The sequence below is a fragment of the Mycolicibacterium madagascariense genome (assembly GCF_010729665.1).
In the GTDB taxonomy this organism is placed as follows: domain Bacteria; phylum Actinomycetota; class Actinomycetes; order Mycobacteriales; family Mycobacteriaceae; genus Mycobacterium; species Mycobacterium madagascariense.
Genome location: NZ_AP022610.1, coordinates 3,599,913 through 3,615,310 on the forward strand (window position 1 = coordinate 3,599,913; position 15,398 = coordinate 3,615,310).

Annotated in this window: 14 protein-coding genes; 5 read left to right on the forward strand and 9 right to left on the reverse strand. The window is 71.2% G+C overall.

Annotation, left to right across the window (positions count from 1 at the left end):
• Positions 1–119: 119 nt before the first annotated feature.
• The 8 genes from mraY to G6N60_RS17005 form a co-directional block, all read right to left on the reverse strand.
• The gene (gene mraY / locus G6N60_RS16970) at positions 120–1,199 is read right to left on the reverse strand and encodes a phospho-N-acetylmuramoyl-pentapeptide-transferase (protein ID WP_163739447.1); all 1,080 of its coding nucleotides are present in this window, start codon (positions 1,197–1,199) and stop codon (positions 120–122) included.
• The gene (locus G6N60_RS16975; protein WP_163739449.1) at positions 1,196–2,701 is read right to left on the reverse strand and encodes a UDP-N-acetylmuramoyl-tripeptide--D-alanyl-D-alanine ligase; all 1,506 of its coding nucleotides are present in this window, start codon (positions 2,699–2,701) and stop codon (positions 1,196–1,198) included. Before G6N60_RS16975 ends, mraY begins: the two co-directional genes overlap by 4 nt.
• Entirely contained in the window at positions 2,698–4,212 is a 1,515-nt protein-coding gene (locus tag G6N60_RS16980) for a UDP-N-acetylmuramoyl-L-alanyl-D-glutamate--2,6-diaminopimelate ligase (protein ID WP_163739451.1), read from the reverse strand. The genes G6N60_RS16975 and G6N60_RS16980 overlap by 4 nt, the downstream gene beginning before the upstream one ends.
• A gap of 43 nt (positions 4,213–4,255) precedes the next feature.
• Positions 4,256–6,127 carry a peptidoglycan D,D-transpeptidase FtsI family protein gene (locus tag G6N60_RS16985; protein ID WP_163739452.1) on the reverse strand — a complete coding sequence of 624 codons (1,872 nt, stop codon included), beginning with the start codon at positions 6,125–6,127 and terminating at the stop codon, positions 4,256–4,258.
• On the reverse strand, positions 6,124–7,221 hold the full coding sequence (locus G6N60_RS16990; RefSeq protein WP_407665256.1) for a cell division protein FtsL: 1,098 nt from the start codon (positions 7,219–7,221) through the stop codon (positions 6,124–6,126). Before G6N60_RS16990 ends, G6N60_RS16985 begins: the two co-directional genes overlap by 4 nt.
• Positions 7,221–8,225 (reverse strand): 16S rRNA (cytosine(1402)-N(4))-methyltransferase RsmH, encoded by a 1,005-nt coding sequence (gene rsmH, locus G6N60_RS16995; protein WP_246240786.1) that lies wholly within the window; start codon positions 8,223–8,225, stop codon positions 7,221–7,223. The genes G6N60_RS16990 and rsmH overlap by 1 nt, the downstream gene beginning before the upstream one ends.
• 151 nt (positions 8,226–8,376) lie before the next feature.
• Complete coding sequence (mraZ, locus tag G6N60_RS17000) at positions 8,377–8,808, reverse strand: division/cell wall cluster transcriptional repressor MraZ (RefSeq protein WP_163739458.1); 432 nt, start codon at positions 8,806–8,808, stop codon at positions 8,377–8,379.
• A 330-nt stretch (positions 8,809–9,138) separates the two neighbouring features.
• Positions 9,139–9,540, reverse strand: a complete 402-nt coding sequence (locus tag G6N60_RS17005) for an SCO2097 family morphological protein (protein ID WP_163739460.1) — start codon at positions 9,538–9,540, stop codon at positions 9,139–9,141.
• A gap of 229 nt (positions 9,541–9,769) precedes the next feature.
• Here G6N60_RS17005 and G6N60_RS17010 point away from each other — a divergent pair, with 229 nt between their 5' ends.
• The 4 genes from G6N60_RS17010 to G6N60_RS17025 all read left to right on the forward strand — a co-directional run bounded on the left by G6N60_RS17010 (position 9,770) and on the right by G6N60_RS17025 (position 13,788).
• Positions 9,770–10,366 carry a GNAT family N-acetyltransferase gene (locus G6N60_RS17010; protein WP_163739462.1) on the forward strand — a complete coding sequence of 199 codons (597 nt, stop codon included), beginning with the start codon at positions 9,770–9,772 and terminating at the stop codon, positions 10,364–10,366.
• Positions 10,367–10,422: 56 nt separating this feature from the next.
• Positions 10,423–11,067, forward strand: coding sequence for an LppM family (lipo)protein (locus G6N60_RS17015; RefSeq protein ID WP_163744115.1), 645 nt, complete (start codon positions 10,423–10,425; stop codon positions 11,065–11,067).
• A 79-nt stretch (positions 11,068–11,146) separates the two neighbouring features.
• Positions 11,147–12,244, forward strand: coding sequence for a bifunctional (2E,6E)-farnesyl/geranyl diphosphate synthase (idsA2, locus tag G6N60_RS17020; protein WP_246240788.1), 1,098 nt, complete (start codon positions 11,147–11,149; stop codon positions 12,242–12,244).
• A 14-nt stretch (positions 12,245–12,258) separates the two neighbouring features.
• On the forward strand, positions 12,259–13,788 hold the full coding sequence (locus G6N60_RS17025; RefSeq protein ID WP_163739464.1) for an alpha-(1->6)-mannopyranosyltransferase A: 1,530 nt from the start codon (positions 12,259–12,261) through the stop codon (positions 13,786–13,788).
• Here G6N60_RS17025 and G6N60_RS17030 read toward each other — a convergent pair.
• On the reverse strand, positions 13,782–14,183 hold the full coding sequence (locus G6N60_RS17030) for an Rv2175c family DNA-binding protein (RefSeq protein ID WP_163739467.1): 402 nt from the start codon (positions 14,181–14,183) through the stop codon (positions 13,782–13,784). The two genes, G6N60_RS17025 and G6N60_RS17030, sit on opposite strands and share 7 nt — an antisense overlap.
• 23 nt (positions 14,184–14,206) lie before the next feature.
• On the opposite strand from G6N60_RS17030, the gene G6N60_RS17035 reads away from it, so the two are divergent.
• Complete coding sequence (locus tag G6N60_RS17035) at positions 14,207–15,397, forward strand: protein kinase domain-containing protein (protein ID WP_246240790.1); 1,191 nt, start codon at positions 14,207–14,209, stop codon at positions 15,395–15,397.
• The last annotated feature ends 1 nt before the right edge of the window (position 15,398 follow it).

Genomic DNA, 15,398 nt, shown 5'->3' on the forward strand with positions numbered 1-15,398 from the left:
CAGCAGGCTCATTTGTCCCTTGCACCCCAGAATCCTCCCCCGCCACGAGGCCGGCGAGGCGCACATCCGGCGCGTGTCGCGGTAATGGCAGCGACCGCCCAACGACCGACGCAGACCGATCACGCCCCGACGGCGGCCAGCCACTCGCTGTAGAACAGGGCCACGCCCAGACCGCACGCGATGGCGGTGAGCAGCCAGAACCGGATGATCACCGTGGTCTCCGCCCACCCGACCAGCTCGAAGTGATGGTGGAACGGCGCCATCCGGAACACCCGACGCCCCGTCGTGCGGAAGGCCAGGATCTGCACCACCACCGACGTGACCTCGGCCACGAACAGCGCACCGAGCACGACCGCGAGCATCTCGGTGCGGCTGGTCACCGACAGCCCGGCGATGATCCCGCCGAGGGCCAGCGAGCCGGTGTCGCCCATGAAGATCTTGGCGGGCGCGGCGTTCCACCACAGGAATCCGATGCACGCCCCGGCCGTGGCGGCCGCGACCAGCGCGAGGTCGAGCGGGTCGCGCACGTTGTAGCAGCCCAGTCCCGGGCTCGACGCGCACGCGTTGCGGAACTGCCAGAACGTGATGATGACGTACGCCGCGGTCACCATGGCCATGGCCCCGGCGGCCAGTCCGTCCAGCCCATCGGTGAAGTTGACCGCGTTCGACCAGGCACTGACCACGACGACGGCGAACAGCACGAAGACCGCGGGGGCCAGCGTGACGGTCGCGATCTCGCGGACGTAGGACAGCTCGGGTCCGCCGGGGGTCAGCCCGTTGGCGTTGCGAAACTGCAGCACCAGCACGCCGAAGAGCACCGCGGCGACGAGCTGCCCGACCGTCTTGGCCGTCTTGTTCAGGCCCAGGTTGCGCGCCCGCCGAATCTTGATGAGGTCGTCGACGAACCCGACGCCGCCCAGCGCGGTGGCCAGACCGAGCACCAGCAACCCCGACGCCGACGGGCCCTCGCCGTCGAGCGCCAGCCCGACCAGGTGCGTGCCCAGGTACCCGGCCCAGATCCCGGCGAGGATCGCGACGCCGCCCATCGACGGGGTGCCGCGCTTCTTGCGGTGGCTGGGCGGACCGTCCTCACGGATCTCGTGCCCGAAGCCCTGCCGGGTGAACAGGCGAATCAGCGCCGGCGTCAACAGGATCGACACGGCCAGGGCGATGGCGACCGCGATGAGTATCTGTCTCATCCGGCGCCGTCGCCCGACTCGTCGAGCAAGGCCTCGGCCAGTCGCCCGAGTCCTGCCGAGTTGGACGCCTTCACCAGCACCACGTCACCGGCGCGCAGCTCCTCGCGCAGCAGGGCCAGGGCAGCGTCGGCGTCGGCGACCATGGTGACCTCACTGCCCCACGACCCCTCCATCACCGCCCCGTGATGCATGGCGCTCATTGATCTCCCGGTTCCGATGACGACGAGTCGTGACACATCTAAGCGCACGGCCAGTCGACCGATGCTGTCATGTTCGCTGATCGCGTCGTCACCGAGTTCGCCCATCTCGCCGAGGACGGCCCAGCTCCGACGCGGCGCGGCGCTCTGTTCGCGACCGCCCTTGGCCATCCACGCCAGCGCCTTCAACCCGGCCCGCACCGAGTCCGGGTTGGCGTTGTAGGCGTCGTTGACGACGGTGACGCCGTCGGCGCGCGTCGCCACCTGCATCCGGCTCCGCGAGACCGGACCCGCCGCGGCCAGCGCCGCCGCCACCTGATCCAGGGTCGCCCCGCACTCGAGGGCGACGGCCGCCGCGCACAGCGCGTTGGACACCTGATGGTCACCGTGCACGGCGAGCGTCACCTCGGTCTGCCGGTCCCCCGCGTGCAGGGTGAACCGCGCCCGCGCGAGGTCGTCGAGCACGACCCCGGTGGCGACGACGTCGGCTCCCGCGGACCGTCCGACCCGCACCACGCGCGCCGCGGTCTTCTCCGCCATCGCGGCCACGTTCGCGTCGTCGGCGTTGAGGATCACCACGCCGGACGCCGGAACCGCTTGCGGCAGTTCGGCCTTCGTCGCGGCGATGGCCTCGCGCGACCCGAACTCCCCCAGGTGGGCGGTGCCGACGTTGAGCACCACCGCGATCGACGGCGGGGCGATCCGGGCCAGTGCGGCGATGTTGCCGGGGTGGCGCGCCGACATCTCGAGGATCAGGTAGTCCGTCTCGGTGGTCGCCCGCAGCACCGTCCACGGGTGCCCCAGCTCGTTGTTGAACGAGCCGGGCGGCGCGACGACCTCGCCGAGCGGTTCGAGCACGGCGGCCAGCAGGTCCTTGGTCGACGTCTTGCCCGACGAGCCGGTCACGCCGACGACGACGAGACCGTTGGCGACGAGTTCCGCCGCGACGTGCGCCGCCAGCTTGGCCAGCGCCGCGAGCACCGCGGCCCCCGCCCCGTCGACGTCGTGCTCCAGCACGCTGGCCCCGGCGTCACCGGCCGCAGCCGGCGGCACGACGACCGCGGGCACGCCGACCGGGCGCGCCGCCAACACTCCCGCGGCACCGGCCGCCACCGCACCCGCGGCGAAGTCGTGCCCGTCGGCCCGCGCCCCGGGCAGGGCCAGGAACAGCCCGCCGGGGGTCACCGCGCGCGAGTCGAACTCGACGGTGCCGGTGACGACGGTCTTCTCGGCGTCATCGGCCGACACGTCGGCGAGCGCACCGCCGACGATGCGGGCGATCTGGGCCAGCGTCAGATCGATCACGGCACGGAACCCAGCCGACGCAGCGCGTCGGCCAACTCGTCGCGGTCGTCGAACGGGCGGGTCTGCCCGTGGCTCGTCTGACCTGCCTCGTGTCCTTTGCCCGCGATCAGCACGACGTCACCCCTCCTCGCCCAGCGCACGGCGTGGTCGATAGCGGCCCGACGGTCGCCGATCTCGACGACGTCCGCGCCGCCGCAGGCTCCGGCCAGGATCGCCGCCCGGATGTCGGCGGGGTCCTCGTCGCGTGGATTGTCGTCCGTCACGACGACGAGGTCGGCCAGTTCCGCGGCGGTCCGACCCATCGGCGCGCGCTTGCCGGGGTCGCGGTTGCCGCCGGCCCCGAACACCACCGCGATCCGACCGTCGGTCTGCTCCCGCAGGGTCTGCAGCACCGCGCGCAGCGCGCCGGGCTTGTGGGCGTAGTCGACCAGGGCGAGGAAGTCCTGCCCGGCGTCGATCGGCTGCAGCCGCCCCGGCACGGTCGCCGTCCGCAACCCCGGCGCGGCCTGCTCGGGCGACACCCCCACCGCGTCGAGCAGTGCCGTCGCCAGCAGACAGTTCGCCACGTTGTAGGACCCCGGCAGGCCGATGCGCAACCCGTGGTGCACACCCGCCGGGTCGACGGCCACGAATTCCTGGGCGCCCCGGTCGAGGGTCCTGACGTCGCGGGCCTGCCAGTCCGCAGCGGCGCCGCCCGCGCTGACCGTGATGGGCGACGACGCCCGGGAGGCGATGGTACGGCCGCCGTCGTCGTCCACGCACACCACGGAAACCCGGGCGTGCGTTGGCGATTCAGGTTCGAAGAGCCGGGCCTTGGCGTCGAGGTAGTCCTCCATCGTGGGATGGAAGTCGAGGTGATCGCGGGAGAGGTTGGTGAAGCCGCCCGCCTCGAAGTGCACGGCGTCGACCCGGCCCAGTGTCAGCGCGTGACTGGAGACCTCCATGACGGCGGTGTCGACGCCCCGCTCCAGCATGACGGCGAACAGCGCCTGCAGATCGGGTGCCTCCGGGGTGGTCAATGCGCTGGCCTCGTCGCGACCGTCGATGCGGATGCCGATCGATCCGATCAGTCCGGCAACCCGCCCGGCCGCGCGCAACCCGGCCTCCACCAGATACGTCGTGGTGGTCTTGCCCGACGTCCCGGTGACCCCGATGACCCGCAGCCGTTCGGAGGGATGTCCGTACACCGTTGCGGCGACCTCACCGAGCACGGTCCGCGGCGAGGGGTGGACCACGATCGGCACGTCGAGGTCGCCGATCATCGCGACGCCCGCCTCGTCGGTCAGCACCGCCACCGCGCCCTGCGCCACCGCGTCGGCGGCGAACCGGGCGCCGTGTGCCGACGCCCCGGCCAGCGCGGCGAACAGGTCACCGTCGCGCACGTCCTGACTGCGCAGCGTCACCCCGGTCACCCTGGCGTGCGCCGCGCCGCCGCCCACGGGGACCGCGCGCACGTGCTGGGCCAACGCCGCGAGGCCTGCACCGGCAGGACGCGAGGGACGCAAGTTCATGGCGATGACACCCTACCGGCCGACGTCCCGGCCGCTCGCGGGCTCAGCCCTGCAGGACCAGCGGTGGACCGGGATCCGGGGACAGTGGCACGTTTTCGCGCTGCAGCAGCCACGCCGCCAGGTTGTGCACCAGCGGCGCCGCCGTCGTGCCGGGCGACCCGTCCGCCGTCCGGTGCGGGTTGTCCATCATCACCCCGACGACGTAGCGCGGGTTGTCGGCGGGCACCATGGCGGCGAACGTGATCCAGTAGACGTCGTCGTAGTAGCACCCGCAGCCGGGGTTGATCTGCTGCGCGGTGCCGGTCTTGCCCGCGAGCTGGTAGCCCGGGACCGCTGCGCCGGAACCGGTGCCCTGCTGAACGCCGGTCGGATCGTGCTGAATGGTGGCGCGCAACATGTTTCGCACGGTCTGCGCCGTCTGCTGCGACACCACGCGCACGCCGTCGGGCCGTGGTTCGTCGGTGCGGGTGCCATCGGCGGCGATGGTCGACTTGATGATGCGCGGCGGGATGCGCACGCCGTCGTTCGCGATGGTCTGGTACATGCCGGTCATCTGCAGCAGCGTCATCGAAAGACCCTGTCCGATGGGCAGGTTGGCGAACGAGCTGCCCGACCACTGATCGATCGGCGGCACCAAACCCGAACTCTCGCCGGGCAATCCGACGCCGGTGCGCTGTCCCAGCCCGAACTTGGCGGCCATGTCGGCCCACCGGTCCGGCCCGACCCGTTGCGCCAGCATCAGCGTGCCCACGTTGGAGGACTTCCCGAAGACGCCGGTCGTCGTGTAGGGCATGACGCCGTGTGACCACGCGTCGTGCACGGTGACGCCGCCCATGTCGATCGAACCGGGCACCGACAGCACCTCGTCGGGGGTGGTCAGGCCGAACTCGATGGCCGAGGACGCGGTGATGATCTTGTTGACCGAGCCCGGCTCGAACGGCGAGGACACCGACAGGTTGCCGAGTTCGCGGTCCTGCTGCTTGCCGAGGTCCTGGCTGGGATCGAAGGTGTTGTCGTTCGACATGGCGAGGACCTCGCCGGTCTTCGAGTCCAGCACCACCGCCGAGACGTTCTTGGCGCCGGAGAGGTTCTTCGCCTGCTGCACCTGCTGCTGGACGTAGTACTGGATGTCGTCGTCGAGCGTGAGCTGAACCGTCGAGCCGTCGACCGCGTCGTGGCGGTTGCGGTAGCTGCCCGGGATCACCACGCCGTCGGAGCCGCGGTCGTAGGTGACCGATCCGTCGGTGCCCGCGAGCTTGGCGTCGAGGGAGTCCTCCAGGCCGAGCAGACCGTGGCCGTCCCAGTCGATGCCGCCGACGATGTTGGCGGCCAGCGACCCGCCGGGGTACTGGCGGATGTCCTGGCGTTCGGCACCCACCTCGGGGTACTTGGTGGTGATCGCGTCGGAGATGGCGGGGTCGACCGCCCGGGCGAGGTAGACGAAGGAGTCCTTGCTCGCCAGCTTCTTGTAGAGGGTGTCGGCGTCGGGCTTGTTGTTCAGCAGCCCCGACACGCCCGTGGCGATCTCGTGCAGCCGCTTGTTGGGATCGGGCGCCGACGGTGACTTCGCCTGCGCGTCGAGCAGCTGCTTCTGGATCTTGGTCGGCTGGAACGTCAGCGCCCTGGCCTCGGTGGTGAATGCCAGCTTGTCACCGTTGCGGTCGACGATGCTGCCGCGCACGGCCTTCTCGACGTCGGTGACCTTGAGCTGGCTGGCGGCCTCGGCCCGCAGGCCCTGCGCGCGTGGGACCTGCAGCATGAACAGCTGGCCGGCCGCCACGACGAGCACCAGCAGGATCACCAGGTTGCCGGTGCGGTGCCGGAACGCGAACGACGAGCTGCGCGGACCCTCTTCGGCGACGGGCTTGCGCGTGCGGCGCTCGTGGGCGAAGTGCGGGACGTCCTGGCGGCTCATGCCGGTGCGCCGGGGGCCGGTGCCGGAGCGACCTGCGCGGCGGGCGGCGGGCCGGGCAGGACCGAGACGCCGTCCATCGGAGCGGCGGGCGGCGCCGCGACGGCGGCAGGCGGGCCGGGGGCGGGCGGCACGGCCGCGGGCGGGGCGACCGGAGCCGGCACCGGTGCCGCGACCGCGGCGGGCGGCGCGGCGGCGTCAGGCGCGGGGGCTGGTGCGGGAGCGGGCCCGGCCATGGCGGGCGCACCGGGTACCGGCGCACCGCCCGGAGGCACGACGGTCGCGGGCAGTGCCACCTCGGGGTTGGGCACCGCTGCCGGAGCCGGCGGCAGGTGCACCGTCACCTCACGCGGGTCCACGACGCGCGGGGCGGGCGGCGGCGGGGGCACCGGCGGACCGGGGTCGGGGATCGGGCTGTTCAGCGGAGGGGGCGGCACCCCCTGGGCCGGCTTGGGCGTACCGACGACCAGCCAGTTCCCGGTCGGATCCTGCACCAGGTGCGCGGTGTCCCGGGACGGGATCATGCCGAGGTTGCGGGCGGCCTCGGCGAGCGCGGGCGCGGCCTGCGCTTCGAGCACGTCGCGCTCGAGGCCCTCCTTCTGTTGCAGCAGAGCCTGATTGACCTGCCGGGTGCGGCCCAGCTCGTAGGAACGCTCGGCCGCGTCGGTCGACAGCCACAGGGTGACGCCGAGGCCGACTCCCAGCGCGCCGATGACGAGCACCACGAACGGCACCCGGGTGACGAAACGGCGGGGGTCGAGCTCGATGGCCGCCAGCCTGGTGAGCAGCCGATCGCGCAGCGGCGGGCGAACGAGCTTCGGCGCCTTGGCCTTTCGCGCCTTGGCGCGAGCCTTGGCCTGGGCGGCGTTCTTGGGTCGCTTGGGCGCCTCGGTGGGCCGCGGCATGGGGCCGGTGTGCGGCCGCGAGTCCTCGGGGCGCGGCGGGCGCTGCTCGCGGGCCGACCGGCGAGGACGCGGGGGCGCCTCGACCGCGCGACGCCGGCCCGCCGCCTCGCGGGGCGTGCCCGCCGGGCGCGGGGTGCGTGGCGTGCGCACGCGGTCGTCGCTGGCGCGCACCGCTTCTCGTCGCTTGGCCATCACGAACCATCCCTTCTGACGGGAGCCTTCTCGCTCCTCGCGTCCGAAACCTTCTCCAGGGCCCGCAACCGCACGGACGCGCTGCGCGGATTGACGTCGATCTCCTCGGCGCTCGCCTTCTCCGCACCGCGGGTCAGCGAGGTGAAGAGCGGTTCGTGGCCGGGTAGTTCGACGGGCAGTCCCGCGGGGGTGCGCGACGCCGTGGCAGTCGCGAACTCCCCCTTGACGATTCGGTCCTCCAGCGACTGGTAGGACATGACCACGATCCGGCCGCCCTCGCGCAGCGCCTCGAGCGCGGCGGGGACGGCGGCACGCAGGGAGTCCAGTTCGCCGTTCACCGCGGTGCGCAACGCCTGGAACGTGCGCTTGGCCGGGTGTCCGCCGGTCCGCCGGGCCGGTGCCGGGATCATGGCGTAGAGCACCTCGACCAGTTGGGACGTCGTCTGAAACGGCGTGTGGGCACGCCGCCGGACGATCTCGCCCGCGATGCGGCTGGCGAAGCGCTCCTCGCCGTACTCCTGCAGCAGCCGCGTCAAAGCCCGCTTGTCATAGGTGTTGACGATGTCGGCCGCCGTCAGCGGAGCGTCCTGGTCCATGCGCATGTCCAGTGGCGCGTCGTGGGAGTAGGAGAACCCACGCTCGGGACGGTCGAGTTGCATCGAGGAGACCCCGAGGTCGAAGAGGGCGCCGTCCACGCGCGGTGCGTTCCGGTCGTCGCGGTCGGCCCAGAAGCCGTCGTAACGGGTGTGGACGAAGGTGACCCGGTCGCCGAAGGGCGCCAGCCGGTCGGCGGCGAGCGACAGCGCGGTCTGGTCGCGGTCCAGCCCGATGAGGTGCAGGCCGGACAGTTCGGTGAGGAAGCGTTCGGCGTGGCCGCCCGCGCCCAGCGTGGCGTCGACGAGGACGGCGCCGGACCCGTCGTCGGCGTGCCGGGTGAGCGCGGGGGTCAGCAGCTCGAGGCAGCGGTCCAGCAGAACGGGATCGTGCGGCTGGCGGTCAGGCATCGCAACACCCTCGAGGTGGGTGGCTGCCCCTGCATCGAGGTCCCTGTCCGAGGTCGCGGACCTGGCGTTGGGGAAGTACGCCAGGGCCGGTTCGGACAGAGGCCACGATGCACGGGCGGAGCCGGGCACGGGGGCCGTCAGGACGGCCGGATCAAATGATGTCGCGCAGGATGTCATCGCTGGCCGCGGAGAAGTTCTCTTCGTGGGTCTGCTGATACGCCTGCCAGGCTTGGGCGTCCCAGATCTCCAGGTACTCGATCGAACCGATCACCACGCACTCCTTCGACAGCGAGGCGTACTGGCGGTGATCGGCCGACAGAGTGATCCGGCCCTGGGCGTCGGGATGCTGTTCGTCGGTCGCCGCGGCCAGGTATCGCAGGAATGCGCGTGCCTCCGGATTGCTACGCGATGCCTGTGACGCCCGTTCCGCGACCTTCTCGAATTCCGCTCGCGGATAGACGGCAAGGCTGTGGTCCTGGCCCTTGGTGACCATCAACCCCCCTGCCAGTGCGTCGCGGAACTTGGCGGGCAGCGTGAGCCGCCCCTTGTCGTCGAGCTTGGGCGTGTAGGTGCCGAGAAACATCCCCGCCACCTCCAGGAGCCCTGCTCACGGAGCTCCGGTCGCTCCGTTGTCAGCCACATTACCCCACGATCCCCCACTTCGCGCCATTCCTTGGGGCAAGTTTGGGTCACGGCCCCACCCGGCACCACGATCGGGGCCTCCTCGGCGGTCGACGACGTGCGAATACGCCGTCCCCATCGACGATCGCCCAGCTCAACGCCGGTCCGGGGCATGGTGGGGCGAGGTGGGGGACGACGGGGGTCCCGTTGGCGTCGCGGGGCGCTCACGGCGTGTCGCGAGCAAAGAAAAAGGGCAGCTCCGACAGGAGCTGCCCTCGTCGTCCCGAAGGACCTATTCCTCGAACCTGCGCCGGAACCTCTCCTCCATCCGGCTGGAGAACGAATTGTTGCCCTTGGCCCGCTTCTGCCGGGCCGAACCCTGCTCGGGCGCGTTGCCCTCGCGGGCGCCGGCCACGCGCGGGCCGGTGATCGCGAAGACCACCCCACCGAACATGATCACGAACCCGATCACGCTGACGATGAGGAAGGCGTGGTTCACGTTGGCGTAGAACGGCACACCGGCGACCAGGAGACCGAGACCGACCAGGAACAGCACCGCACCCTGGAGACGACGCCGCGCCGACGGCGCCCGGAGGTTCCCACCGCGAACGCTCGAGGCGAACTTGGGATCCTCGGCATAAAGTGCGCTCTCGATCTGGTCGAGCATGCGCTGCTCATGATCGGAGAGTGGCATCCGCGCCTCCCATGGTGCGTCCTGCTGCGGCCGCGAACCGCGGCCGTGCGTTCGAAGTACGTACTCCCGCGTTTGCGGGGCACCCGATCACAATGATACGAGCAGAATCTGACGCGTACCACCTAGTTCGATGCCCGATTGTAGTTGGTGGCCCGCCGGTGGTCAGATGCGACATCGCTGACCTGATAATGACGTCGACTCCCCCATCCGCGCGAAGGGCACCAAGAGGTTGGCCACGTTCCTCATCGACCTGTCACCCGGCGACATGCAGCGCCGCCTCGGGGACGCCCTCGGCATCTACGTCGAGGCCATGCACTACCCCCGCGGCACCGAGGACCAGCGCGCCTCGATGTGGCTCGAGCACACTCGCCGCACGGGGTGGTCGTGCGTCGCCGCCGTCGAGGTACCCGACGCCGGGGATGACGACCCGGGACCCGACCTGGCGGCCGCGCCCATGCTCGGCGTGGCCTACGGCTACTGCGGCGCCCCAGACCAGTGGTGGCAGCAGCAGGTCGTGCAGGGCCTCGAACGCGGCGGGACCGAGCGGGCGCGCATCGCCGACCTGATGAACAGCTACTTCGAGCTGACCGAGCTGCACATCCACCCCCGGGCGCAGGGCCGCGGCCTCGGCGAGGCGCTCGCGCGACGCCTGCTATCCGGTCGCACCGAGCCCCACGTGCTGCTCTCGACGCCGGAGATCAACGGCGAGGCCAACCGGGCCTGGCGCCTCTACCGTCGCCTCGGGTTCACCGACGTGATCCGCGGCTACCACTTCGCCGGTGACCCGCGGCCGTTCGCGATCCTCGGCAGGGAACTGCCGCTGTGACGAGGACGATCTGGCACCATGTCGGGGTGCCACACCGCCGCAAACGCCTGATCGCGATGCTCCTGCTGGCGGTGCTGGCGCCCATGATCGCGGGCTGCGTGCGGGTGCACGCCTCCCTCACCGTCTCCCCCGACGACCACGTGTCCGGACAGATCATCGCGGCGGCGAAGGCCAAGGACTCCAACGACAAGGGCCCGCAGCTGCTCAACAGCCTGCCCTTCAGCGACAAGGTGTCGGTGACGCCCTACGCCCAGGACGATTACGTCGGGTCGCAGGCGGTGTTCTCCGACCTGACCTTCTCCGAACTCCCGCAGCTGGCGAACATGAACAACGACGCCGCGGGCGTCGACGTCTCGCTGCGCCGCGCCGGTGACCTGGTGATCCTCGAGGGCCGCGCCGACCTGACGTCCCTCAACGACCCCGACGCCGACGTCTCGCTCAACGTGTCCTTCCCCGGTGACGTCACGTCGACCAACGGGCAGCAGGTCGCCTCCGACACCGTGCAGTGGACGCTCAAACCCGGCGTCGTGAGCACGATGAACGCCCAGGCCCGCTACACCGACCCCAGCGCACGGTCCTTCACGGGTGCGGCCATCTGGCTGGCCGTCGCCGCGTTCGTGGTCGCGGGCATCATCGGCGGCGTGGCGTGGGCGAGTCGCGACCGCCAACCCGTGCTGGCCAATCCGCACGAGCCGCGCTGACGGCCCGGCCACCCTGACTTGCGGCGAACCCGTCGCCACGCTCTAGTGTGAAGACGTTCTCGGGAAGTGAAAGGGGCGCGTGCTGAGCGTGAATGCTGCCGCCGCACCGTCGGCCATCGAGTTGGTGGGCGCCGTCACCGAACGCCTGCGCAACCATCTCGGCGAGCGGCGTCGCGACGCGGCCTACATCGGTCCGGAGTACGCCGAGGCGACGGCTGCCCTCGAGGAGTTCGTGCTGCGCGGCGGCAAACGTCTGCGGCCACTGTTCGCGTACTGGGGCTGGCGTGCGGTCGCACCCGCGGGCCGTACCGCGGACGCCGACGTGCTGCTGCTGTTCTCCGCACTGGAACTGCTGCATGCGTGCGCGTTGGTCCACGACGACGTCATCGACGCCTCGGCCACGCGACGCGGATTGCCGACGGTGCACCGGCTGTTCGCCGACCGGCATCGCGAACGCGGCTGGCTCGGCTCCTCGGAGCAGTTCGGGTTGTCGACGGCGATCCTGCTCGGTGATCTGTCGCTGGTGTGGGCCGACGACATCGTGGCCTCCGCCGACCTGGCGCCCGACGCCCGGCGCCGGGTGCAGCGCGTGTGGGCCGACATCCGGACCGAGGTGCTCGGCGGCCAGTACCTCGACATCGCCGCGGAGGCCAGCGGCGCGGACACCGTCGAATCGGCGATGAACGTCAACACCTACAAGACGGCGTCCTACACCGTGACGCGACCCCTGCAGCTCGGCGCCGCGGCCGCGGCCGACCGGCCCGACGTGCAGGACGTGTTCCACCGCGCGGGCACCGACCTCGGCGTGGCCTTTCAGCTGCGCGACGACGTCCTGGGCGTGTTCGGTGACCCGGCCGTCACCGGCAAACCCTCCGGTGACGACCTGCGCTCGGGCAAGCGCACGGTGCTGCTGGCCGAGGCCGTCGCGCGCGCCGACGCGTCGGATCCCTTGGCGGCCAAGCTGTTGCGCACGTCCGTCGGAACGGACCTGTCCGACGCCCAGGTCGGCGAACTGTGCCGGGCCATCGAATCGGTCGGCGCCCTCGCCGCGGTGGAGAGCCGCATCGAGTCCCTCACCGGGGAGGCCCTGGCGCTGCTGGCGGCGGCGCCCATCGACGAGGACGCCAAGGTCGGTCTGGCCGAACTCGCCGGATTGGCCTCCAACCGGTCCGCCTGAGGTCGGGATCGACGATGACGACGCCACCGGTGACCGCCCAACCGACCCGCTCCCGCGGCGACCACGTGTCGCGGCTGGCCCGATTCGCGATCTCGACGGACGGCAGGCCCGCCCTGCTGGGCTGCGCGGGCGCGGCGCTCATCACCCTCGGCGGGCTCGGCGCGGGGAGCACCCGCCTGCACGACCCCCTCCTGGAGTCGCTGCAGCTGTCGTGGCTGCGCTTCGGCCACGGGCTGGTCGTCTCGTCGGTGCTGCTGTGGTGCGGGGTGGCGGCGATGCTGGCCGCGTGGCTGTGGCTCGGTCGCCGCGTCGTGGACCGCTCGGCCACGACGTACACGATGCTCGCGACGACGGGCTTCTGGCTCACGCCGCTACTGCTGAGCGTCCCCGTCTTCAGCCGCGACACCTACTCCTACCTGGCGCAGGGCGCGCTGCTGCGCGACGGTTTCGACCCCTACCTCGTCGGACCGGTCGAGAACGCCAACACGCTGCTCGACAACGTCAGCCCGATCTGGACCACCACCACCGCCCCCTATGGACCGGTCTTCATCCTCGTCGCGAAATTCGTGACGATGGCCGTCGGCAACCACGTCATCGAGGGCACCATGCTGCTGCGGCTGTGCATGCTGCCCGGGCTCGTCATGCTGATCTGGGCGGCGCCCCGGGTCGCCCGGCACGTGGGCGCCAACGGGCCTGCCGCACTGTGGATCTGCGTGCTCAACCCGCTGGTGATCATCCATCTGATGGGCGGCGTCCACAACGAGATGCTGATGGTCGGCCTGATGATGGCCGCCATCGCACTCACGCTGCAGGACCGACCGGTGTGGGGCGTCGGGCTCATCGCCATCGCGGTCGCGGTCAAGGCGACCGCGGGCATCGCGCTGCCGTTCATGGTGTGGATGTGGATGCGCCGGTTGCGCGACGACCGCGGTCTCAGCGGCGCCAAGGCCTTTGGCGTCGCGACGGCGGCGTCGCTGCTGATCTTCGTGGTGGTCTTCGCCGTCGTGTCGTGGCTGGCCGGCGTCGGGCTCGGGTGGCTGACGGCGCTGGCGGGCTCGGTCAAGATCATCAACTGGCTCACCATCCCCACGGCCGTCGCCAACGTGACCAACGCGGTCGGCGGGCTGTTCTTCCCCGTCAACTTCTATGCGGTGCTCGACGTCGCCCGCGTGGTCGGCGTGGGAATCATCGCCATCTCACTTCCCTTGCTGTGGTGGAGGTTTCGCCACGACGACCGGGAAGCGCTCACCGGCATCGCGCTCGCGATGCTCGTCGTCGTGCTGTTCGTGCCCGCCGCCCTGCCCTGGTATTACACGTGGCCGCTGGCGGTCCTGTCCGCGCTGGCACAGAGCCGACGGGCGGTGGCGGCCGTCGCCGGCTTCTCGACGTGGATCATGGTGATCTTCAAACCCGATGGCTCCCACGGCATGTACTCGTGGCTGCAGGTCGGGCTGGCGACGGCCTGCGCGGCGGCGGCCTGGTACTCGCTGGCGACGTCCCCGGAGCGGGCCGACGCCGACGCGGCGACGGTCGACGCTCAGTAGGCCATGGCCTGGGCGCGCCGCACCACCTCGCGGGCCTGATGGGAGTGCAGCGCGTCGACCGGCCTGGCGTTGGCGCGGGTCTCGGTCGAACCGTCTCGGCTGATGGTCAGCGATGCGTCGGGAGTGAACAACCACCGCACGATCTCGGTCTCGCCGTAACCACCGTCGTGCAGGACGACCAGCAACCCGGGCAGGCTGCGGACGACCTGGCTGCCGTCGAAGAAGATCTGCGGTACCACCAGCACGCCGTTGCGGAGCACGCCGATCAGGTGCTTCTGCCGTAGCTGCTGATGCACCTTGGTGACGGGCACGCCGAGAATGGACGCGACGGTGGGGAGGTCGTAGACGGCTTCGTCGGGGTCGAGGATGTCGTCCGCGGCCGGAATGGTGCTCACCGGGCCAAGTCTAAGATGCACGCGTGGATGCCAGCCAGCGTTCGGACCCGCTCGTGGGTCTCGTGTTGGACCGGCGCTACCGGATCGACGCCATGATCGCGACCGGCGGCATGTCCTCGGTGTACCGGGGGCTCGATCTGCGGCTGGACCGGCCGGTGGCGTGCAAGGTCATGGACTCCCGGTACGCGGGCGATCAGCAGTTCCTGGCCCGGTTCCAGCGCGAGGCCCGTGCGGTCGCGCGGTTGAAGGACCCCGGCCTGGTCGCCGTGTACGACCAGGGCCTCGACGGCCACCATCCCTTCCTGATCATGGAACTCATCGAGGGCGGCACGCTGCGCGAACTGCTGCGCGAGCGCGGCCCCATGCCCCCGCACGCGGTCGCCGCCGTGCTCGCACCCATCCTGGGTGGCCTCGCCGCCGCGCACCGGGCCGGCCTGGTGCACCGCGACGTCAAGCCCGAGAACGTGCTGATCTCCGACGACGGGGAGGTCAAGATCGCCGACTTCGGCCTGGTGCGCGCGGTCGCCGAGGCGAAGGTCACCTCGACCAGCGTCATCCTCGGCACCGCGGCGTACCTGTCGCCCGAGCAGGTCGGCACCGGGGACGCCGGACCGGGCAGCGACGTCTACGGCGTGGGGATCCTCGCCTACGAATTGCTCACCGGCAGCACGCCTTTCGACGGTGACAGTGCTCTCGCCGTCGCCTACCAGCGGATGGACCACGACGTGCCCCCGCCGAGTGCGGCGATCGCGGGCGTCCCACCCCAGTTCGACGAACTGGTGCGGCGGGCGACGCGGCGCTCCCCGGAGCAGCGCTACCCCGATGCGGCGGTGATGGCGGCGGACCTGCAGGCCATCGTCGAGGAACTGGGCCTGCCGCCGTTCCGGGTGCCCGCGCCGCAGAACTCCGCTCAGCACGCCGCCGCGACCGCCCTTCACAGCCGGATGGGACCCGACGACGGCGACCACCGGATGCCCGCTCCCCCGCCGCGGCAGCACACCCGGGCGATGACGCGTGGACCCGAGGACTGGGGAAGCACCGAGAATCGTTCGGCGGCAAGTCATTTCGCGGGCATCGCGATCGACGAGCTGGAGTGGGCGAGGCAGCGCAGTCGCCGCATCGTGCTGTTCTGGCTGGTCGGCATCCTCACGCTGACCGCGTTGGTCGCCGCCGGGGCGTGGACCCTGGGCAGCAACCTGCAGGGACTGATCTGAG